Origin of the sequence: Halomonas sp. DN3 (genome assembly GCF_024137905.1) — a bacterium.
GTDB classification, from domain to species: domain Bacteria; phylum Pseudomonadota; class Gammaproteobacteria; order Pseudomonadales; family Halomonadaceae; genus Halomonas; species Halomonas litopenaei.
Map to the genome: position 1 here is coordinate 3,101,956 of NZ_CP099965.1, position 19,503 is coordinate 3,121,458.

Below are 19,503 nucleotides of genomic sequence, written 5' to 3' on the forward strand. Positions count from 1 at the left end.
CGATCGACTTTGCGGCAAGCCCTTTCTCCGCCCGCGGCGGTTCACCATTTGGGGACTGACATGCTCAACGCCAACAATATGCTCGACAACTCCACCTGGCAGCAGGATCTGGATACACTCTTTGCGCGCATCAGCGATCACTACGTGGTCGAAGAAAACGCCTTCGTAAGTGAATTGATCAAGCTGATCGATGGCAAGGACGAGCACATCGAGCGCGTCGCCGACAAGACGGCTTCTCTCGTGCGCGAAGTGCGCGAGATGGACACCGCCGTCGATACCATCGACGAGCTGCTGCAGCAGTACAGCCTGGATACCCACGAAGGCTTGATGCTGATGTGTCTGGCCGAGGCGATGCTGCGCATCCCCGACAAGGCCACCGCCGATGCACTGATCGAAGATCGACTGGGCCCGGCCGACTGGAAGGCCCACCTCGGCAAGAGCGAGTCCTGGATGGTCAACGCCTCCACCTGGGGCCTTCTGATGACCGGCCGGGTGGTGAGCCTGGACAAGCCCAAGGATGGTAAGCCCAGCGGCTTCATCAACAGGATGGTCAACCGCATGGGCGAGCCGGTCATTCGCCGGGCCATGGTCGAAGCCATGAAGGTGATGGGCAAGCAGTTCGTGCTGGGGCGTGATATCGACGAAGCGCTCAAGCGCTCCAAGCCGCTGTTCGACAAGGGCTACACCTACTCCTACGACATGCTGGGCGAGGCCGCCCGTACCCGGCGCGATGCCGGCCGCTACTTCGACGACTACGCCACCGCCATCCGTCAGGTCGGCAAGACCAGCCGCAACCTGGGCGACAGGACGCCGGCACCGTCGATCTCGATCAAGCTGTCCGCGCTGCACCCGCGCTACGAGTTTGGCCGCCGCGAACAGGTCCTCGAGGAGCTGGTGGGCAGCGTCAAGGAGCTGGCCAAGCTGGCCCGGGACAATGACGTGGCGGTGACCATCGACGCCGAGGAGGTCGACCGCCTGGAGTTGTCGCTGGAGGTCTTCCGCGCCGTCTACGAGAGCGACATCTGCCGTGGCTGGGGACACTTCGGTCTGGTGGTGCAGGCCTACTCCAAGCGCGCCCTGCCGGTGCTGCACTACCTCAATCGTCTGGCCGACTTCCAGGGTGACGAGATCCCGTTGCGCCTGGTCAAGGGTGCCTACTGGGACACCGAGATCAAGGAGTCCCAGCAGCTCGGCGTCGACGGCTATCCGGTGTTCACCCGCAAGGCATCCACCGATGTGGCCTACCTGGCCTGCGCGCGCTTCCTGCTGTCCGATGCCACCAAGGGCCGCATCTTCCCGCAGTTCGCCACCCATAACGCCCATACCATCACCACCATCCTCGAGCAGGCCAACCACACCAGCCGAGCCTTCGAGTTCCAGCGCCTGCACGGCATGGGCGAGGCACTCTACGATGCCGCGCTAAAGCGTGCACCTGAAGGCACCTACTGCCGTATCTACGCCCCAGTGGGCGCCCACAAGGACCTGCTGCCCTACCTGGTTCGCCGACTGCTCGAGAACGGTGCCAACTCCTCCTTCGTGCACCAGCTGGTGGACCCCAAGGTGCCGGTGGAGTCGCTGTGCGTCCATCCCATCGAGACACTGCGACAGTTCGACAGCCTGTCCAATCCCCAGATTCCGCTGCCTCGCGACATCTACGGCGAGCACCGCCCCAACTCCCGCGGCGTCAACCTGACCATCAACAGCCAGTACCAGCCGCTGATGGAAGCCATGGGCAAGCACATGGATACCCGCTACCAGGCGCGCCCGCTGCTGGCCTTCGAGGTCGCCGAGGACCCCGCCCAGACCCACGAGGTCACCAGTCCTTACGACCGTCGCCAGGTGGTCGGTAGCGTGCAGTGGACCACCCGCGAACAGACCGAGCGGGCGGTGGACGCGGCCTGGGCTGCCTTCCCGGCGTGGGAGGTCACCCCGGTCAAGGAGCGCGCCGACATCCTGAGGCGCTTCGCCGACCTGATGGAAGAGCACCTGGCGGAGCTGATGGCGCTGTGCTCGCGTGAAGGTGGCAAGCTGTTGACCGACGGCGTCGACGAGATCCGCGAAGCGGTGGACTTCTGTCGCTACTATGCGGTGCGCGCCGAGGAGATCTTCGGTGAGCCCACCGAGCTGCCCGGCCCCACCGGCGAGTCCAATCGTCTGCACATGGGCGGCAAGGGGGTGTTCGCCGCGATCAGCCCGTGGAACTTCCCGGTGGCAATCTTCTGCGGCCAGATGGTCGCCACCGCGGTGGCCGGCAATACCGTGCTGGCCAAGCCCGCCGAGCAGACGTCGATCGTTGCCCACCGGGTGGTCGAGCTGCTGTACCAGGCCGGCATGCCGCGTGAAGTGGTCCAGTTGCTGCCCGGCGATGGCCCCACCGTGGGCAGCGTGCTGACCGGCGATTCGCGGATCACCGGGGTGGTCTTCACCGGCGGTACCGATACCGCCCAGATCATCAACCGCGCCCTGGCCGAGCGTGAGAATGCGCCGTTGCCGACACTGGTGGCCGAGACCGGCGGCATGAACGCGATGATCGTCGACTCCACCGCCCTGCCCGAGCAGGTCGTCGCCGACGTCATCCACTCGGCCTTCCAGAGCGCCGGACAGCGCTGCTCGGCCTTGCGGGTGCTCTACCTGCAGGACGACGTCGCCGACCGTGTGCTGGAGATCCTCGACGGCGCCATGGCCGAACTCCACGTGGGTGACCCTCGCGACCTCGGCACCGACGTAGGCCCGGTGATCGACGAGGACGCGCGCAAGAACCTGCAGGCGCATATCGATCGGCTGAAGGGTGAAGGACGTCTGATCAGCGAAACGCCGCTAAAGCCCGAGCACACCAGTGAAGGCACCTTTGTCGCCCCGGCGGCCTTCACCATCGATGGTATCGATGCGCTCGAGCGTGAACAGTTCGGCCCGGTGCTGCACGTGGTGCGCTGGAAGTCCAACGAGCTCGACAAGGTGATCGCCTCGATCAACGCGCGTGGTTATGGCCTGACCTTCGGCGTGCACAGCCGCAACGAATCCTTTGCCGATGAAATAGCGCGGAAAGTGCGCGTTGGCAACGTCTACATCAATCGCAATATCATTGGTGCTGTCGTAGGCGTTCAACCCTTCGGCGGTCAGGGGCTGTCCGGCACCGGCCCCAAGGCCGGCGGCCCCAACTACCTGTTGCGTTTCGCCACCGAGAAGACGGTGACCAACAACACGGCGGCACTCGGCGGCAACGCCTCGCTGCTGGCGCTAGGGGACGAGTAAGTCAGGCCCTGGCCTGCTGGTCCAACGCACTCACCCGACGGTCGGCGCACCGTCGGCAACCGGCGCTCACCCACTACCCCGAGGGGAGCGCCGGATCGCAGGGACGCGCGTGACGACCGCGCCCACACGGGGAGATCATCGCGCTCGACACAGGGCCGGTGACTTGAGAACGCCAACCACCCACGACAAAAACCACAAGGAACGCTCCCATGGTCGAAAACAACGCCACCATTGGCATCACGTTCGCGCTGTATCTGATATTGATGCTGGTCATCGGTATCATTGCTTACAAGCGCACCACCAATCTGTCCGACTATATCCTTGGTGGCCGCTCGCTTGGCCCCTGGACGTCGGCGATATCTGCCGGCGCCTCGGACATGTCGGGCTGGCTGCTGCTGGGTCTGCCCGGTGCGGCCTACGTCAGCGGTCTGTCGGCCTCCTGGATCGCCGTGGGCCTGTTGATCGGCACCTGGCTCAACTGGCTGATCGTCGCCCGGCGCATGCGCGTCTACACCTTCAAGGCCAATGACGCCCTGACCCTGCCGGACTTCTTCGCCAAGCGCTTTCGCGAGAAGGCACCGCTGTTGCGGGTGATCTCGGCGGTCTTCATCCTCTTGTTCTTCCTGTTCTACACCAGCTCCGGCCTGGTTGCCGGCGGCAAGCTGTTCGAGACGGTATTCGGCTTCGACTACACCATCGCGGTGACCGTCGGCACGCTGGCCATCATCTCCTATACCTTCTTTGGCGGCTTCCTGGCGGTCTCCTGGACCGACCTGATCCAGGGTCTGATGATGGCGGCGGCGCTGCTGGTCGTGCCGGTCATCGCCCTGACCGAACTGGGTGGCTTCAGCGGCAGTGGCCAGCAGATCCTGGCCGAGAACCCCGACATGCTGAGCTGGTTCGTCGATGCGTCCACCGGTGAAACCCTGACCGCCATCGGCATCATCAGTTCGCTGGCCTGGGGCCTTGGCTACTTCGGCCAGCCGCACATCCTGGCGCGTTTCGCGGCCATCCGCTCCGAAGCCGACATCCCCGCCGCCCGTCGCATCGCCGTGACCTGGTCGGGCCTGTGCCTGGTCTGCGCCATGGCGGTCGGTCTGCTGGGCCTGGTCTACATGACCCGCGACCTGGGTGACGGCGAGACCATCTTCATGGTCATGGTCAACGCCATCTTCCATCCGCTGGTCGCCGGTGTGCTGCTCGCCGCCATCCTGGCTGCGGTCATGTCCACCGCCGACTCCCAGCTGCTGGTGTCGTCCTCTGCCCTGACCGATGACTTCTACAAGGCGCTGTTCCGCCCCGACGCCAGCCAGTCCGAGCTGGTCTGGGTCGGCCGCTTTGCGGTCATCGGCATCGCCGTCATTGCCTACCTGCTGGCGATGAACCCGGACTCCACGGTACTGGGACTGGTGTCCTACGCCTGGGCCGGTTTCGGCGCCGCCTTCGGTCCTGCGCTGATCATGTCGCTGTACTGGCGTCGCATGAACCAGTGGGGCGCGCTGGCCGGTATCGTGGTCGGTGGTATCACCGTGGTGGCCTGGGCCGAGATGTCCGGCGGCCTGTTCGATCTTTACGAGATCGTGCCCGGCGTGATCTTCGCCTACATCGCCATCGTGGTGGTGAGCTTGATGACCGCCGAGCCGAGCAAGGAGATCACCGAGCAGTTCGACACCCTGGAAGACGCCTGATCGTCAGTGATCGTCTGCCACGCAAGAAGGCCGCCCTCGGGCGGCCTTCTTCGTTACGGGACACATCCAGCACGCACCTGGCGCTCAACGCTCACTGACAGTCCAACCGCCCTGCCCACCTTAGCCGTGCACATCAGCCCCGTTTAAAACAGGCCGGCGTAGCGACACAGCAGCAGCACGATAAAGGTGACCAGTGCCAGCGGATACCAGGGCATGGCCCCCGCCAGACGCCACCAGCCGGGTACCGCTGAGAAGTGCAGCGGCATGGACAACCCCCCGCCCAGCGCCCACACGCCCAGAACTACCATGGCCAGCCTCGCCGGCGTCGGAAGATCACGAATCAGCCAGGGTTCCAGCAGCAGCCACACCGCCAACAGAGCGGTCAGTGCGAGCACCAGTGCCGCCCCGCCCCAGGGCAGCGTCGACATGCCGAGCAACCTCTCACGCCTTCGTCTGGCCACCATCCCGCACTCTCCTCCGGAGTCTTCTCCCACAGTGAAGACGATTTATCGCCGGACGGCGAGCGTTTATGCAGTGCACAAGCGCGCATCGACGTCTACGCCACAATGTGCAAAAAAATTGTACAGCATTTACGTTACCTACCCGCCCAAGTCGATTTAGTTCCATAAATTCTGGCTAGTTACTGCTATCTAGCCAATTAAATATTTCTACAAGACATTTAGAAACACTGTTCTTAAACTGCGAAGCGTACAAGGTTACTTCCCTCGGGAAGGATGCCATCGGATCATCAAGGAGGTCCCGCATGAACATGACTCGACTGATGGGCACCGCAGCCCTGCTCGTTACCACCACCTTCGCCGCCCAGTCTGCCCTGGCCTATCAGGCAGGTGACATCTACGTGCGCGGTGGCTTCGAGAAGGCCGACCCCACCTCGGACAACGGCGACATCGCCAACCAGGATCTCGATGTCTCCGAGGAGAACGGCTTCGCCTACGGCGCTGGCTACCTGTTCCACGACAAGTTCGGTGTCGAGCTCAACGGCTCCGAGGCCATGGAGCACGATATCGCGGTCAACGGCGGTAATGTGGGCAGCGTCGACCGTACCCCGGTCAACCTGATGCTCAACTACTACCCGCTGGGCGGCGTGGAAAACGCTCGCGTCCACCCCTACGTTGGCGTGGGCATGAACTACACCCACTTCTCCGACGAGAGCTTCAACGCCGACCTCGATAGCTCCTACGGCGCCGCAGCCCAGGTGGGTCTCGACCTCAGCGTCACCGACAACCTGCTGGTCGGCACTTACGCCCGCTACGCCGATGTCGATTCCGATATCGAGGTCGACGGCCACGATGTCGGCGAGGCCGAGATCGATCCGATGACCATCGGTGCCGGCGTCACCTATCGTTTCTAAGCGCTTGCGCGGTCTTGAAATAAGCGGCTGACCGGTCAGCTCGATCGCGCCGCATTCCAACCGCAGCATCGAAGGCGTCTGGCCCTGCCAGGCGCCTTTTCTGGTGCGTTGCCGGTTCATTTTTTTCTACCAAAGGAGGTATTGAGGTAGATCAATAACCACGTTCTCGATGCGGCATACACTGCTTGGCAATCGGGCTCGCCCACTTTTGCCAGTACGCAAGGAGAACACCATGCGCCACCCCCTGATCACCACCGCTCTGGTCGCCGCCATCGCCGGCAGCGCCCTCGCAAGCAGCCAGGCCTTTGCCGCCTACGGCAAGGGCGACATCTATACCCGCATCGGTGTGGCCAAGGTCAAGCCCGACTCCGACAACGGCTCTCTGATGGGTGGCACCATGGACACCGACGTCCATGACGACAACGGCTTCGCCTTCACCCTGGGCTATCGCTTCCACGACAAGTTCGGCGTCGAACTGCTGGCCGCTGAGCCCTTCGAACACGACGTCGACCTGAACGTAGGTGGCACCGATATCGGCGCCAGCGTCGAGCACCTGCCGCCGACCCTGACCGTGCAGTACTACCCCTTCGGTGGCACCGAGGCGCGGGTGCAGCCCTACGTCGGCCTGGGGGTCAACTACACCCACTTCTCCGACGAGGATATCGCGCTGGAAGGTGCTGATCTCGATCTGGAAGAGTCCTGGGGCTGGGCCGGCCAGGCGGGCCTCGACCTGATCATCGACGACCACTGGGCGGCCAACATGGCGGTGTGGTATCTGGATATCGACAGCGACGTCGACCTCAACGGCGATGACATCGGCGAGATCGAGGTGGACCCCTACGTGATCATGGCCGGTATCAGCTACCGCTTCTGATCCAGGGCTCGACCGCTAACACGCAGCGCCCGCTCCTGCCTGACAGGAGCGGGCGCTGTGCTGTGACCATCACAAGATGGCTTCTGTGGTCGCTCGCGTGGCAGTTGCCACTGCAATTCTCGAGGGAGGGGATGCGGTAACAGGGCAAGCAGAGGCCTAGGCTTAGTACGAAAAGCCGGCGAGCGATGGTTAGACAAGGCAAAAATCGGTAAGAAAGCGCAGTTTACGAGGTGTAAATGAGCATTTTGACGCGATTTTTAACGCCGTATTACCGAGCGCAGGCACTTTTCGTACAAGCCTTAGCGGGGATGATAACGTGACAGCCCCAACCTCCCCAGAGTGGCATCATCGAGGTGCTCGACGGCCTCTACCGCCGCCAGCGCCTGGTGATAGCCCTCGCTGAGGAAGTCACGACCGGCCAGCAGGTGCTCGAGGTACTCGCGGGCGGGCCGCAGCCCCTCCCCCTGGCGTTCGGCGCCGGCGATATAGACCCAGGCCTCGATCGGCCCCTGTTCGGTAATCACCGGCAGACGATGACGGTCGTACTCGTGCGGGTAACCTTCGAAGGGATCCATCTGCCGGATCTGCTCGGGCTCGAGGAGTTCGAACAGCGCGCCCTCGACCCGATCGCCTGGCGCCGGCACCACATTGGCGTGGGCGATACCCGGGACGCGGGAGGCCTTGTTGAAGCGCAGCGCGTAGCCTTCCAGGCTGCCGGCCAGCACACGCCGGGTCTCGCCGATGCGCGCGGCGACACGCTCAAGGTTCATGTTGCTGCCATAGGCAAAGTACCAGGGCATCGCCTTCTCCTCGCTGGGGACTTCTTCCGTTACCGGCGATTCAGTTCTCGGTGATCAGCCGGTCGATATCCTCGACAACCTTCTGCAACAGCATCCGGTCCTGGGCGCGCGCGCCTTCCTGGATCAGGTAGGCGTCCACCGCCGGGGCCACATCGCAACTGGCGGGCAGGGGTGCACGCTGCTCCACCAGGGTATCGAGCCTGGCGATAAACACGAAGCGCAGCCACTGAGGCAGCGACATGGTATCGATGCAGAACGGCTGCCGACTGTTGAAGGCGGCGGCCTCCGGCTTGTCCATACGCCACATGTTGGCGGCCTTCATGGTCGCCTCGAGCTCGCGCAGAGCCGCGCCCAGGGCGTCGTGGACGGAAGGTTCGGTGGGCATGATGCCTCCGCTTTGAAAATGGGCTTGGTGCACGTCATTGTCGCGTGCCGGACCAGCGAGGGCCAGCCCGGCAGCAACACGCGCGCCCCAAGAAACCGCTGCAAACGCGGCACCTCGAAGGGCACGCCTCGACGTGCAGACTTTCTCGAACGAGGATCTCGCCGGCTGGATGAGCGACTCGGCCTACAGGGGCTCGGCGGCGGGCAGTACCTTGCGCAGGAAGTCTCGGGTACGCGGGTCCTGCGGTGCATGGAACAGCTCCGAGGGAGGCCCCTGCTCGACGATGCGCCCGCCCTCCATGAACACCACCCGGTCGGCCACGTCACGGGCAAAGGCCATCTCGTGGGTGACCACCAGCATGGTCTGGCGTTCACGCGCCAGCTGCTTCATCAATGCCAGCACCTCGTCGACCCACTCGGGGTCGAGTGATGAGGTGGGTTCGTCGAACAGGATCACCTCGGCCTGGGCGGCCATGGCGCGGCCTATCCCCACCCGCTGCTGCTGGCCCCCGGACAGCGACACCGGATAGGCATCCGCCTTGTCCGACATGCCGATACGCTCGAGGATCTCACGCGCTCGCTGGTGGGCCTTGGCCCTGGGCCAGCGGTTGACCACGATCAGGCCCTCGGCGATGTTCTCAAGCGCCGTCTTGTTGGCAAACAGCGCGTAGTTCTGGAACACGAAGGCCGTGTGTCGACGGGCAGCCAGGATCTCGGACTTGCTGGCCTGGGTCAGGTCCAGATTCAGCGGACCCAAGGTCAATCGGCCACCATCGGGCTGCTCGAGAAAGTTGAGACAGCGCAGCAACGTCGACTTGCCGGTCCCGGAGGGGCCGATCACCACGATGATCTCGCCCTGCTGGATCTCCAGGTCGATACCGTCGAGCACGGTGGTATCACCGAAGCGTTTGGTCAGTCGCTCTAGCTTGATCATCGACGATAGGCCTCGTTGAGTCGGGATTCCAGGCGCCGCTGCAGCCAGGCCAGCGCCTCGACGATGGCCCAGTAGATCAGCGCCACGGTGATGAAGGCCTCGAAGTACAGGAAGCTGCCGGCGGCCTCTTTCTGGGTCGCCCCCATCAACTCGGTCACGCCCAGGGTGAACGCCAGCGAGGTGGCCTTGATCATGTCGATGAAGTAGTTCATCAACGTCGGCACCGCGATGCGAGTGGCCTGGGGCAGCACGATCCGGCGCATCAACTGGCCGTTGGTCATGCCAATGGACAGCGCCGCCTCGGTCTGACTGCGATCCACGCCGACGATGGCGGCGCGGATCGACTCCGCCATATAGGCCGAGAAGTGCAGCGTCAGCCCCATGATGGTGGCGGTGATGCCATCGATGGTGGTCAGAAACGACAGCACCTGGGGCAGCCCGTAGTAGAACAGGAACAGCTGCACCAACAGCGGCGTACCGCGAAAGAACGAGATGAACCACAGCGTCAGGCCGTTGAGAACCGGGATCTTGAGTACCCGGATCACCGCCAGGCCACAGGCCAGCACCAGAGCCAGCGCCATCCCGGCCAGCGCCATCCCCAGGGTCAGGGGAAGGTAGCTGAGCAGTATGGGCACCAGCCCAACCATGTAGTCGAGGTCGAGAATGCTCATGGAGAGTCGATCACCGCTCAGGGCGTGGTGATATCGGCATCGAACCAGCGCTCGGAGATCTCGCTCAAGGTGCCATCTTCACGCAGGGTGTCAAGCGCCTGGTCGACCTCGTCACGCAGCGCCTGGTCGTCCTGGCGGAACGGCAGCGCATTGCGAATCTCGGAGAAAGGCTTGCCGGCCAGCGCCAGCGGCAGCGGCTTTTCCTTGATCACCTGGGTGGCGCTGACGCGATCCATGACGAAGGCGTCGACACGCCCCAGCGCGGTGTCCTGCTCGATGTTGCTCTCGTAGGTGCGGATATCGATCTCGTCGGCGTAGGGCAGCTCGCGCAGCAGCTGCTCGTAGTTGGAGCCCAGGTTGACGGCCACGGTCTTGCCCGCCAGGTCCTCGACACCGGAGACCTCGTCATTGCCTTCCTTGGTCACCACCTGAGCACCGTCATACACATAGGGCGAGGTGAACAGGTACTTCTGCTCCCGCTCCTCGGTGATGGTGATCTGGTTGGCGATGGTGTCGATGCGCCCGGACTCGAGCATGCCGAACAACCCTGAGAAGTTGGCGGTGACGAACTCCACCTCGGTGCCCATCTCTTCGGCCACCGCTTCCATCACGTCGACCTCGAAGCCCTTGAGGGTGTCCTGCTCGACGAAGGTAAAGGGAAAGTAACCACCGGACATGCCGACTTTCAGGGTGTCGGCGTGGGCACCGGCAGCGAGACCGATGGCACCTGCGGCGGCAAGAGAAACAGCCAGATGACGAACCATGGACGGCTCCTTGAAAACGATTGGGGCGGCCAGTGCGGCATGGCCCGGGAGGGTGACAGGTGGAGGCATCCATCGCCACTTCAACCCTGGGCTGCTCGATGGCTCAGCATGATTTGGAATAAACGACCGCCATTATATTCCAAATCGATAGCAGACGCAGTGAAAAATCCCAGGGTGAACCATAGCCTCCTGCTATTGCGACCGCCCTTTCCGGGACCAACCGCCGGCCGCCGTCAGCGGACTGTCACCTCACCGACTTATCCCCACCATCATTCATTCACAGAAGCGCTGAATGTCCCTGTGGATAACCCTTTGACAGATGACGGCGAGCCGCTTCTGACGCTCTTTCGCGGCGCTTGATCAAAAATTCACCAGCGGTGCAGCAAAATACAGTGCGAGGGATGCACAAATTTCCGCCGTGGACGGCTGACACTCCTCGAGCGGCGCGATAGAGTGCACGCTGATCTTTCGGAGGGGCCATGCAAGCGATCCATCGTCTTCACGACTTTTTCACCCTGACCGGTGCCGAGGTGCGTCTCTATCATATGGGACGGCGTGTGCACCCCTGCGCGCTCGAGACCCTGGCAGACTTCGAGAGCGGCCAGGTCCCCTGGCCGGAACCCTGGCAGGGTCGTGCCCGCCTTGCCCTGGTGTTTCGCCTGGGTGACATGAGCGACCCGCTGATCTGGTTCCTGGCACTGCCGGTGGACGAACAGGGCCTTCTGGATGCCGCCCAGCGGGACGCCTTCCTCGAGCGCCTGCTGTCCACCCTGGGCCGCAGCGCAGAAGCGCTGGAGCAGTCCGACGGCGGCGAGATCGACAACCTGATGAAGGACAACCCGCTGGCCTTCACCCCTTCCCTGACCTTTCAGGCGATGCTGCACGCCCGAGCCAGCGCCGATCTGGAGCGTCCCGCCAGCGAGCACCTTGAGCCGGTCGAAGCCTTCCTGTCGGGCCAGGGTGGCCACGACTGGCAGGCGCTGGGCCTGCAGGGGCTGGCCGACCATGTGGCGCGTCTCACCCCCGAGACTGAGGCCTCGCTGGTGGCCGCTATCCCGCAGCTGCACAGCGAAGTGCTGACATCGCTATGCTACTGTCTGGAACATGTAGCACTATCAGCAGAGCTTGCGGAGGCGCTGCGTCAACGCGGCGAACAGGCCGCCAGCCAGGGCGACATCGAGACCTTCTGCGCCTGTGTACGCGCCGTGGGCAACGCGCCCGACAGCCTGGCCGGTGACTGGTTCGACGCCCTGCTGGCCGATAGCGATGCCTGCGGCCCGGACACCCTCGCGGCAATCGCCGCACGGGGCTGGCAACACCTGGAGCACGCCGAGCGCCTGCCGCTGTTTCTGGAGCGGGTCGCCGAATGCGACGGGGCCGACTTCCTGGCCGTTGCGAGGGACCTGGCGCAGATCCCCCGGCTGCGTCTGCCGGTACTGATGACGCTGCGTCAGGCCCCGAAGGACTCCGCCACCGCTCGCCGACTGGCGGCGGTCAAGGGCACAGGCGGTCATTGATTCTCTTGCCCGTGTGACGTTCGTTGCCACTGACAGTTCGACAACGGACGTCGCCTGAATAACAAGCAGCATCCCGCGACAAGGAGAAGACATGAAGGACCTGCCCTTTCAGGCTCAGGCCGTCGTCGGTCGCCGCGAGATGGTGATCCTGCCGCAGATGCACCTGCATCTGTGTGCCAAGGTGGACACCGGCGCTCGCACCTCGGCGCTGCACGCCGAGGAGATCGAGTCCTTCGAGGAGGACGAGATCCTGTGGGTCAGCTTCGTCACCCGTGCCGGCGGCCCCGACAGTCCGTCACACCAGTACCGTATGCACCTGCATGATCGGCGCAAGGTCACCAGCTCCAACGGCCAGGCCGAGTGGCGCTACTTCATTCGCACCCAGATGCAGATGGGGGATCTGGAATTTCCCGTCGAGCTATCCCTGACCGACCGGCGCAACATGCGCCATCCCATGCTTCTCGGTCGCCGCGCACTGCGCCGCCTGCTGGTGGCGCCCGGCGCTACCTTTCTGCACGGCGAACCCTGACGGATCCACCGCCCCTGACCTGGAGACTCGCACATGCATATCGCGCTGCTGTCCCGCAACCGCAATCTCTACTCCACTCGTCGCCTGGTGGAAGCCGCCGAACAACGCGGCCATACGGCCCGGGTGGTCGATACGCTGCGCTGCTACATGAGCATCGCTTCTCACCATCCGTCGATTCACTACAAGGGCGAGGAACTCGAGCCCTTCGACGCCGTCATCCCGCGCATCGGCTCCTCGGTCACCTTCTACGGCTGCGCCGTGCTGCGTCAGTTCGAGATGATGAACGTCACCGTGCTCAACGACAGCGTCGGTATCACCCGTTCCCGCGACAAGCTGCGCTCGCTGCAACTGCTGTCTCGCAAGGGCATCGGCCTGCCGGTGACCGGCTTCGCCCATTCCCCCGATGACATCCCTGACCTGATCACCATGGTCAAGGGCGCCCCGCTGGTGATCAAATTGCTGGAAGGCACCCAGGGCATCGGCGTGGTGCTGGCCGAGACCAACCAGGCGGCGGAATCGGTGATCCAGGCGTTCATGGGCATGAAGGCCAACATCATGGTTCAGGAGTACATCAAGGAAGCCAAGGGCGCCGACATCCGCTGCTTCGTCATCGGCGACAAGGTGGTGGCGGCAATGAAGCGCCAGGCGGCCGAAGGCGAATTCCGCTCCAACCTGCACCGCGGCGGCAGCGCCAGCGTCATCCGCATCACCCCGGAAGAGCGCTCCACCGCCATCCGTGCGGCCAAGTCCATGGGCCTGCGCGTGGCCGGTGTCGACCTGCTGCGCTCCAACCACGGCCCCGTGGTGATGGAGGTAAACTCCTCGCCCGGCTTGCAGGGCATCGAGAGCGCCACCGGCAAGGACATCGCCGGCCTGGTCATCGAACACCTGGAAAAGAGCGCCACGGCGCGTCCGCGGACCCGTACGCCGGCCAAGCCCAAGGGCTAAAGCGGCAAGGGCTCAAGATAAAAGCCCCGTAAAGGATGACGCCGACGGGCGACCGACAACACGGTCGCCCGTCTTGCCATTGGCGCCCGCTTGCCATTGACGCCCGTCTATCCATTAACGCCCGTCTTGCCATTGGCGCCCGCTTGCCCTGGCAAGAGCGACACGGGTCCTCGCCTCCGACGATATCTCGCCGCAACCTGGTCAACTTTGTCAGCGCTTTTCGACCAAGGTCGAAGCGATCGACCACCCTACCGCAAGAATCATAAATATTTGCCACATTAGGGGTGGCAAAACTCCTGCTGGAGCCCCACAATTTGCGTCACCGGAGGAGGTGACGCGCATGTTTCTCGATAATCGCCAGGTGGCGATGGACAGCCTGCTGGAGGCCCTGGCCGACAGCGTCGACTATTTCCAGGACAATCTCGAGCGCCTGCGACCCTCGCTGCGCGACGCTCTGGAGCCCCACTTCGAGACGCGCCAGAAGACCATGCGCGAGCTCCAGGAGCTGGCGCGCGAACACCTCGACCTGCTGCCGCGTGATGCCGACGTCGAACGCGACGACTACATGTGGCTGTGGAGTCGTCTCAAGAGCTTTGTCGGCAACGACTCACAGGTGTTGATCAACGAGCTGCTCGAGCAGGAGCGGGTGCTGATGCAGTCCCTCTCCACCCTGTTTACCCATCCCTTGCCGGGCCCCATCGAGCCGGTGATCGAAGAGGTATGGAAGGGTTGCCGCGCGCTGATTCGCGAGCTCTACGACCTGCAGAAGTCGACCGCCCAGAAGCGTGGCACAGGACGTCGAACCGTCAAACGCTGACGCCGCCGACGCGAACGCCACCCCACAAAAACGCCTTGCCAGGCTCTGCCGGCAAGGCGTTTTTATTGGTGAAGCGGATGCCTGGGTGAAGCGACTGCTCTCAGTTCTTGTCGGCGTCAGGCGTGCGCAGCAGCAATGGCGCCACACTGTCGTCGCCTCTGGTCAACACCTCATCGATGATCTCGTGAAGACTCCGAGCCTCGATGCGAGGTGCCGGCGCCGCGATCTTCAAAGGCTCCAGCGGGCCGAGAAAGCGCGGCTCACGCTGCCACAGGTAGAGATCGCCCAGGGTCGCCACCCGGGCCACCCACTCCCGCAGGATCAGCCAGCGAGAACGCTCCCTCTCCGGCGCCGGGCAGCCCTCGACCTCGAGCCCCAGGGCATCAGCGATGAACAACGCCCGCGGCAGGTGCCAGTCCTGCGTGATCAATAGCGCGCGCTCCACCTCGAACACGTCGCGGGCCCTGGCCAGGGTATCGAAGGTGCTGAAACCGGCGTAGTCCAGCGTCATGTCGACCTCGCGCACGCCACGCTCCTTGAGGTCGCGCCACATGGTCACCGGCTCGTTGTAGTAGCGGGTGGCATTGTCACCGGACACCAGCAGGTGGCGCAGACGTCCTTCGTTCATCAGCCGGGCGGCGGCGATCATGCGCCCTTCGAAGTGGGGATTGCGGGTACCGCTGCGGGTCCAGTGGGAGGTGCCGAAGACGATGCCGACCTGGTGGGGGCGGCATTCGACGAGTCGAGGAGCGATGCGATCACGGGTGGTGGCCACCACCCAGGCGTTGGCCGCGACGAAGGCCAGGGCGAGCAGCAGGACCAGGCTACCGAGACACAGCAGCAGGCGACGAAACATCGTGAACAACGGCTCGCGCATGACGATTCCAATTGACAGCGGAGGTCAGGACCCGCTGCGCGGGCCAGAGAGGACCGGGTCAGAACATGCCAAGTTCCAGCTTGGCCTCGTCGCTCATCATCTCACGACTCCAGGGGGGATCGAAGACGATCTCGGTATGCACCTTGGAAATCTGAGGTGCTCCCAGAATCTTGTTGCGCGCATCCGCCGCGATCACATCGCCCATGCCACAGCCGGGGGCGGTCAGGGTCATGCGAATGGTGACGATGCGCTCACCACTGATCAGGCGTTCGATACGACAACCGTAGACCAGCCCCAGATCGACGATATTGACCGGGATCTCAGGGTCGAAACAGGTCCTGAGCTGGTCCCAGACAAACGCCTCGATCGCCGCGTCGTCGGCCTCGGGATCCAGTGTCGGGCGTGGCATCGGCTCGAGGCCCACCGCGTCCAGGTTGGATCCCTCGATCAGGTACAGACGTCCCTCGTAGGCAACACTCAGGGTGCTGCCCTTGGCCTGCATCACCGAGACGATGCTGTCCTCGTCAAGCGTCACCGTCTTGCCGAAGGGAATGGAGATGACCTCCACGTCCCGCTGCAACGGCAGTTGCTGGCCCTTGCTCAGTTGAGCAATCTGATCGTGTTCGCTCATGCAATTCCTTAGTCGGGTACGCCGAATGACTCCCTTGCCAACCAGGGCTCGAGGCGGCACGCGCCGCCCCGAGCCGCCCTGCTGCTTCAGCGCAGCATGCTGATCACCCGCTGGAGGCTCTCGACCAGCACGTCGACTTCCTCCGGGGTGTTGTAGGCCGCAAAGGAAGCGCGACAGGTGGCATCGACGCCGAACTGGGCCAGCAGCGGCTGGGCGCAGTGGTGGCCGGTACGAATCGCCACGCCGAGCTGGTCGATCAGCAGACCGATATCCTGGCTATGCACGCCGTCGACCACGAAGGACAAGACGCCTGCCTTGTCCGGCGCGGTGCCCAGCACGCGAAGGCCATCCACCGCCGCCACGCTTTCGGTGGCGTGCTCGAGCAGGCGATGCTCCCAGGCGCTGATGTGCTCAAGGCCGATCGAATTGACCCATTCGATGGCACGGCCCAGGGCGATCACTTCGGCGATGGCCGGCGTGCCCGCCTCGAACTTGTGGGGAATGGCGGCAAAGGTGGTCGGCGTCTCGAAGGACACCGTGGCGATCATCTCGCCGCCACCCTGCCAGGGCGGCATGGCCTCGAGCAGCGCCTCGCGGCCGTAGAGCACGCCGGCGCCGGTGGGACCATAGACCTTGTGCCCCGAAAATGCGTAGAAGTCGGCACCGATGGCCTGAACATCGATCGGCTCATGGGGTGCCGCCTGGGCGCCATCCACCAGAATCAGCGCATCGTGCTGATGGGCGACCCGGGCCATCTCGGCCACCGGGTTGATGGTACCGAGGGCATTGGAGACGTGATTGACCGCCACCAGCCGGGTGCGCTCGCCGATCAGGTCACGGTAGGCGTCCTGATCCAGCGCGCCACGCTCATCCACCGGGATCACCTTAATGGTGAAGCCGCGCTCGGCCGCCAGCAGCTGCCAGGGCACGATATTGGAGTGATGTTCGAGCTGGGAGATCAGCACCTCGTCACCGGGACCGAGGTTGGCGCGCCCCCAGCTCTGGGCCACCAGGTTGATCGCCTCGGTGGTGCCACGGGTGAACACGATCTCGCGGGTGCTCGAGGCGTTCACAAAGGCACGCACGGTCTCCCGGGTGCCCTCGAAGGCCGCCGTGGCCTCGTCGGCCAGGGTGTGAAGGCCACGATGGATATTGGCGTTCATCTGGCTGTAGTAGTGATCGAACACCTCGATCACCTGACGTGGCGTCTGGCTGGTGGCGGCGTTGTCCAGATAGACCAGGGGCTTGCCGTGGACCTCCCGATCGAGGATCGGGAAGTCCTTGCGCACCCTCGCCACATCGAGCAGCAGATCGCTGAAGTGGGTCATGCTCAGTCCTCGTTGAGGGCCACGGCGGCTTCCACCAGACCGGCCAGGTGGAAGCGCTCGGGCAGCTTGCCGGCCACGGTCAGCTCGACCCGCTCGGACACCGCGTCCAGATTCACCTGGTCCATCACCTCACCGGCGAAGGCCAGGGTCAGCAGTCCACGTGCAGTGGCCTCATCCAGCCCGCGGGTACGCAGGGCAAACACCGCTTCCTCGTCGAGCTGACCGGTGGTGGCGCCGTGGGAACACTTGACGTCGTCGGCGTAGATCTCGAGCTCGGGCTTGGTGTCGATCTGGGCACGATCGGAGAGCAGCAGGTTGGCGTTGCTCTGGTCGGCCTCGATCTTCTGGCTGTCGCGCTTGACGATCACCTTGCCGTTGAACACGCCGTGGGCGCGGTCATCGAGGATGCCCTTGTAGTTCTCGTGGGAGAAGGTGTGGGGCGCGTTGTGGTTGGCCAGGGTGTGGTTGTCCACGTGCTGGCGATTCTGGCCGTAGAACAGACCATTGAAGGTCACCTCGGCGCCCTGGCCATTGAGGTCGCTGACCAGGTCGTTGCGCACCAGTCCACCACCGAGGGTGATGTTGAAGGAGGTGAACTGAGCGTCGCGGCACTGCTCCACGTGGATACTGGCCACATGCAGGTCCTGCTCGGGCGACTCTACCAGCTTGTAGTGGGTCAGGTTGGCGCCACGATCGAGCATCACCTCTTCCACCAGGTTGGTGAAGTTGGCGGCGCCCTCTTCACCCACATGGTGTTCGATCACGGTGGCCTGGCTGCGTCCGCCCGCCTCGATCAGGATACGCGGGTGGCTCATCACCCGCGCCTCGTTGGCCCGGGACAGGAACTGCAGCACGATGGGCTTGTCGACCACGGTGCCGGGCGCCAGGCGCACCAGCGCGCCCTCCTCGAAGAAGGCGGTGTTGAGCGCCGAGAAGGCCGAGAATTCGACCCCGGTCAGGCGCCCCAGCGGGCCGCCGACGGCCTCGTGGTTCTCTTCCAGGGCCTGGGACAGCGGCTGCACCTGCACGCCACCCGGCAGCTCGGACAGGTCCGACAGGGCGCTGGAAAAGACGCCGTCGACGAAGGTCAGACGGTGGGCGTCCAGCGGCAGCGTCAGGGCAGCGGCGCTGGCCTGGGAAAACTCGGCAGAGCCTGTGAGCTGGAAGTCGGTGCGACTGATGGCGCGCACGTCGGTGTACTTCCACTCTTCGACGCGGCGATCGGGAAAGCCCATCGCCTCGAAGCGGGCCGCACCGGCCTGGCGCCGTGCGGCGATCCAGGTGGGTTCGCCGCGGCGCGCCTCGCTGCGCTCGTTCAGACGATCGAGAAAGCGTTGCACTTCACTTGAACTGCGACTCATGCAGCGGGCTCCTCTACGACCCAGTCGTAGCCACGGGATTCGAGTTCATGGGCAAGCTCTGCGCCGCCGCTCTTGACGATCCGGCCGTTCACCAGCACGTGGACGTGGTCGGGCACGATGTAGTCGAGCAGGCGCTGGTAGTGGGTCACCAGCAGGATGCCGCGATCTTCGCTGCGCAGCGAGTTGACCCCATCGGCCACCACCTTCATGGCGTCGATGTCGAGGCCGGAGTCGATCTCGTCGAGCATCGCGAGCTTGGGCTGCAGCACCAGCATCTGCAGGATCTCGTTACGCTTCTTCTCGCCGCCGGAGAAGCCTTCATTGACGGCACGCTGCAGGAAGCTGTTGTCCATCTTCATGAAGGACACCTTTTCCTTGATCAGCTTCATGAACTCGGGTGCCGGAATCTCGCCCTCGCCGCGCGCCTCGCGCTGGGCGTTGAGCGCCGCCTTGAGCAGGTAGATGTTCTTGACCCCCGGGATTTCCACCGGGTACTGAAAGCCCAGCAGCAGACCGGCCTGGGCGCGCTCTTCGATCTCCATCTCGAGGACATCCTTGCCCTCGAAGGTGATCGAGCCCGCGGTCACCTCGTAGCCGTCCTTGCCCGCGATGACGGCGGACAGGGTCGACTTGCCGGCGCCATTGGGACCCATGATGGCGTGCACTTCACCAGGCTGGATGGACAGGGTCAGACCCTTGAGGATTTCAGAGCCCTCGACGGTGACGTGGAGATCCTTGACTTCGAGCATGTAGACA

General features: G+C 64.0%; 19 protein-coding genes. 8 read left to right on the forward strand and 11 right to left on the reverse strand.

Features of this window, described 5'->3' with window-relative positions; all coding sequences use genetic code 11:
• The first annotated feature begins 60 nt into the window (after window positions 1–60).
• Window positions 61–3,252: a bifunctional proline dehydrogenase/L-glutamate gamma-semialdehyde dehydrogenase PutA gene (gene putA / locus NKF27_RS13455; RefSeq protein ID WP_253552337.1), complete on the forward strand. Its 3,192-nt coding sequence runs from the start codon at window positions 61–63 to the stop codon at window positions 3,250–3,252.
• 209 nt (window positions 3,253–3,461) lie between these two features.
• Window positions 3,462–4,940 carry a sodium/proline symporter PutP gene (gene putP, locus NKF27_RS13460; protein WP_045994400.1) on the forward strand — a complete coding sequence of 493 codons (1,479 nt, stop codon included), beginning with the start codon at window positions 3,462–3,464 and terminating at the stop codon, window positions 4,938–4,940.
• A gap of 143 nt (window positions 4,941–5,083) precedes the next feature.
• On the opposite strand, the gene NKF27_RS13465 is transcribed toward putP, so the two are convergent.
• Window positions 5,084–5,404 carry a hypothetical protein gene (locus tag NKF27_RS13465; protein ID WP_253552338.1) on the reverse strand — a complete coding sequence of 107 codons (321 nt, stop codon included), beginning with the start codon at window positions 5,402–5,404 and terminating at the stop codon, window positions 5,084–5,086.
• A 299-nt stretch (window positions 5,405–5,703) separates the two neighbouring features.
• On the opposite strand from NKF27_RS13465, the gene NKF27_RS13470 reads away from it, so the two are divergent.
• Both NKF27_RS13470 and NKF27_RS13475 read left to right on the forward strand, forming a co-directional pair.
• Complete coding sequence (locus NKF27_RS13470) at window positions 5,704–6,312, forward strand: OmpW family protein (protein ID WP_253552340.1); 609 nt, start codon at window positions 5,704–5,706, stop codon at window positions 6,310–6,312.
• A 232-nt stretch (window positions 6,313–6,544) separates the two neighbouring features.
• The gene (locus NKF27_RS13475) at window positions 6,545–7,186 is read left to right on the forward strand and encodes an OmpW family protein (protein ID WP_253552342.1); all 642 of its coding nucleotides are present in this window, start codon (window positions 6,545–6,547) and stop codon (window positions 7,184–7,186) included.
• Between the two features lie 299 nt (window positions 7,187–7,485).
• Here the strand turns inward: NKF27_RS13475 and NKF27_RS13480 are convergent, their stop codons facing one another.
• From NKF27_RS13480 to NKF27_RS13500, 5 genes are all read right to left on the reverse strand, one after another.
• Entirely contained in the window at window positions 7,486–7,986 is a 501-nt protein-coding gene (locus NKF27_RS13480) for a gamma-glutamylcyclotransferase family protein (protein WP_253552344.1), read from the reverse strand.
• 40 nt (window positions 7,987–8,026) lie between these two features.
• Window positions 8,027–8,371 (reverse strand): YqcC family protein, encoded by a 345-nt coding sequence (locus NKF27_RS13485; RefSeq protein WP_108133007.1) that lies wholly within the window; start codon window positions 8,369–8,371, stop codon window positions 8,027–8,029.
• 183 nt (window positions 8,372–8,554) lie between these two features.
• Window positions 8,555–9,304, reverse strand: coding sequence for an amino acid ABC transporter ATP-binding protein (locus NKF27_RS13490; protein ID WP_253552346.1), 750 nt, complete (start codon window positions 9,302–9,304; stop codon window positions 8,555–8,557).
• On the reverse strand, window positions 9,301–9,975 hold the full coding sequence (locus NKF27_RS13495) for an amino acid ABC transporter permease (protein ID WP_045995127.1): 675 nt from the start codon (window positions 9,973–9,975) through the stop codon (window positions 9,301–9,303). The genes NKF27_RS13490 and NKF27_RS13495 overlap by 4 nt, the downstream gene beginning before the upstream one ends.
• Before the next feature lie 17 nt (window positions 9,976–9,992).
• On the reverse strand, window positions 9,993–10,739 hold the full coding sequence (locus tag NKF27_RS13500; RefSeq protein WP_253552348.1) for an amino acid ABC transporter substrate-binding protein: 747 nt from the start codon (window positions 10,737–10,739) through the stop codon (window positions 9,993–9,995).
• Between the two features lie 479 nt (window positions 10,740–11,218).
• Between NKF27_RS13500 and NKF27_RS13505 the strand changes: the two genes are divergently transcribed.
• From NKF27_RS13505 to NKF27_RS13520, 4 genes are all read left to right on the forward strand, one after another.
• Window positions 11,219–12,256, forward strand: a complete 1,038-nt coding sequence (locus tag NKF27_RS13505; RefSeq protein ID WP_045995125.1) for a DUF3549 family protein — start codon at window positions 11,219–11,221, stop codon at window positions 12,254–12,256.
• Window positions 12,257–12,347: 91 nt separating this feature from the next.
• A complete protein-coding gene (locus tag NKF27_RS13510; protein WP_045995124.1) occupies window positions 12,348–12,785 on the forward strand; it encodes a RimK/LysX family protein in 438 nt (145 codons plus the stop codon).
• Between the two features lie 33 nt (window positions 12,786–12,818).
• Window positions 12,819–13,733: a 30S ribosomal protein S6--L-glutamate ligase gene (gene rimK / locus NKF27_RS13515; RefSeq protein ID WP_045995123.1), complete on the forward strand. Its 915-nt coding sequence runs from the start codon at window positions 12,819–12,821 to the stop codon at window positions 13,731–13,733.
• A gap of 340 nt (window positions 13,734–14,073) precedes the next feature.
• Window positions 14,074–14,550, forward strand: coding sequence for a hypothetical protein (locus NKF27_RS13520; RefSeq protein WP_253552350.1), 477 nt, complete (start codon window positions 14,074–14,076; stop codon window positions 14,548–14,550).
• A gap of 100 nt (window positions 14,551–14,650) precedes the next feature.
• On the opposite strand, the gene NKF27_RS13525 is transcribed toward NKF27_RS13520, so the two are convergent.
• The 5 genes from NKF27_RS13525 to sufC all read right to left on the reverse strand — a co-directional run bounded on the left by NKF27_RS13525 (window position 14,651) and on the right by sufC (window position 19,496).
• On the reverse strand, window positions 14,651–15,427 hold the full coding sequence (locus NKF27_RS13525; RefSeq protein WP_253028859.1) for a vancomycin high temperature exclusion protein: 777 nt from the start codon (window positions 15,425–15,427) through the stop codon (window positions 14,651–14,653).
• Window positions 15,428–15,485: 58 nt separating this feature from the next.
• Window positions 15,486–16,058: a putative Fe-S cluster assembly protein SufT gene (sufT, locus tag NKF27_RS13530; RefSeq protein WP_045995121.1), complete on the reverse strand. Its 573-nt coding sequence runs from the start codon at window positions 16,056–16,058 to the stop codon at window positions 15,486–15,488.
• An 86-nt stretch (window positions 16,059–16,144) separates the two neighbouring features.
• Complete coding sequence (locus NKF27_RS13535; protein WP_108450184.1) at window positions 16,145–17,386, reverse strand: cysteine desulfurase; 1,242 nt, start codon at window positions 17,384–17,386, stop codon at window positions 16,145–16,147.
• Window positions 17,387–17,388: 2 nt separating this feature from the next.
• On the reverse strand, window positions 17,389–18,747 hold the full coding sequence (gene sufD, locus NKF27_RS13540) for a Fe-S cluster assembly protein SufD (protein ID WP_253552351.1): 1,359 nt from the start codon (window positions 18,745–18,747) through the stop codon (window positions 17,389–17,391).
• The gene (gene sufC, locus NKF27_RS13545; RefSeq protein ID WP_045995118.1) at window positions 18,744–19,496 is read right to left on the reverse strand and encodes a Fe-S cluster assembly ATPase SufC; all 753 of its coding nucleotides are present in this window, start codon (window positions 19,494–19,496) and stop codon (window positions 18,744–18,746) included. Before sufC ends, sufD begins: the two co-directional genes overlap by 4 nt.
• Between the last annotated feature and the right edge of the window lie 7 nt (window positions 19,497–19,503).

What these genes read in the sequence shown, in the direction of transcription:
- putA (WP_253552337.1), top strand. Translation starts at nt 61, where the DNA reads ATGCTCAACGCCAACAATATGCTCGACAACTCCACCTGGCAGCAGGAT.
- putP (WP_045994400.1), top strand. Translation starts at nt 3,462, where the DNA reads ATGGTCGAAAACAACGCCACCATTGGCATCACGTTCGCGCTGTATCTG.
- NKF27_RS13465 (WP_253552338.1), bottom strand. Translation starts at nt 5,404, where the DNA reads ATGGTGGCCAGACGAAGGCGTGAGAGGTTGCTCGGCATGTCGACGCTG.
- NKF27_RS13470 (WP_253552340.1), top strand. Translation starts at nt 5,704, where the DNA reads ATGAACATGACTCGACTGATGGGCACCGCAGCCCTGCTCGTTACCACC.
- NKF27_RS13475 (WP_253552342.1), top strand. Translation starts at nt 6,545, where the DNA reads ATGCGCCACCCCCTGATCACCACCGCTCTGGTCGCCGCCATCGCCGGC.
- NKF27_RS13480 (WP_253552344.1), bottom strand. Translation starts at nt 7,986, where the DNA reads ATGCCCTGGTACTTTGCCTATGGCAGCAACATGAACCTTGAGCGTGTC.
- NKF27_RS13485 (WP_108133007.1), bottom strand. Translation starts at nt 8,371, where the DNA reads ATGCCCACCGAACCTTCCGTCCACGACGCCCTGGGCGCGGCTCTGCGC.
- NKF27_RS13490 (WP_253552346.1), bottom strand. Translation starts at nt 9,304, where the DNA reads ATGATCAAGCTAGAGCGACTGACCAAACGCTTCGGTGATACCACCGTG.
- NKF27_RS13495 (WP_045995127.1), bottom strand. Translation starts at nt 9,975, where the DNA reads ATGAGCATTCTCGACCTCGACTACATGGTTGGGCTGGTGCCCATACTG.
- NKF27_RS13500 (WP_253552348.1), bottom strand. Translation starts at nt 10,739, where the DNA reads ATGGTTCGTCATCTGGCTGTTTCTCTTGCCGCCGCAGGTGCCATCGGT.
- NKF27_RS13505 (WP_045995125.1), top strand. Translation starts at nt 11,219, where the DNA reads ATGCAAGCGATCCATCGTCTTCACGACTTTTTCACCCTGACCGGTGCC.
- NKF27_RS13510 (WP_045995124.1), top strand. Translation starts at nt 12,348, where the DNA reads ATGAAGGACCTGCCCTTTCAGGCTCAGGCCGTCGTCGGTCGCCGCGAG.
- rimK (WP_045995123.1), top strand. Translation starts at nt 12,819, where the DNA reads ATGCATATCGCGCTGCTGTCCCGCAACCGCAATCTCTACTCCACTCGT.
- NKF27_RS13520 (WP_253552350.1), top strand. Translation starts at nt 14,074, where the DNA reads ATGTTTCTCGATAATCGCCAGGTGGCGATGGACAGCCTGCTGGAGGCC.
- NKF27_RS13525 (WP_253028859.1), bottom strand. Translation starts at nt 15,427, where the DNA reads ATGCGCGAGCCGTTGTTCACGATGTTTCGTCGCCTGCTGCTGTGTCTC.
- sufT (WP_045995121.1), bottom strand. Translation starts at nt 16,058, where the DNA reads ATGAGCGAACACGATCAGATTGCTCAACTGAGCAAGGGCCAGCAACTG.
- NKF27_RS13535 (WP_108450184.1), bottom strand. Translation starts at nt 17,386, where the DNA reads ATGACCCACTTCAGCGATCTGCTGCTCGATGTGGCGAGGGTGCGCAAG.
- sufD (WP_253552351.1), bottom strand. Translation starts at nt 18,747, where the DNA reads ATGAGTCGCAGTTCAAGTGAAGTGCAACGCTTTCTCGATCGTCTGAAC.
- sufC (WP_045995118.1), bottom strand. Translation starts at nt 19,496, where the DNA reads ATGCTCGAAGTCAAGGATCTCCACGTCACCGTCGAGGGCTCTGAAATC.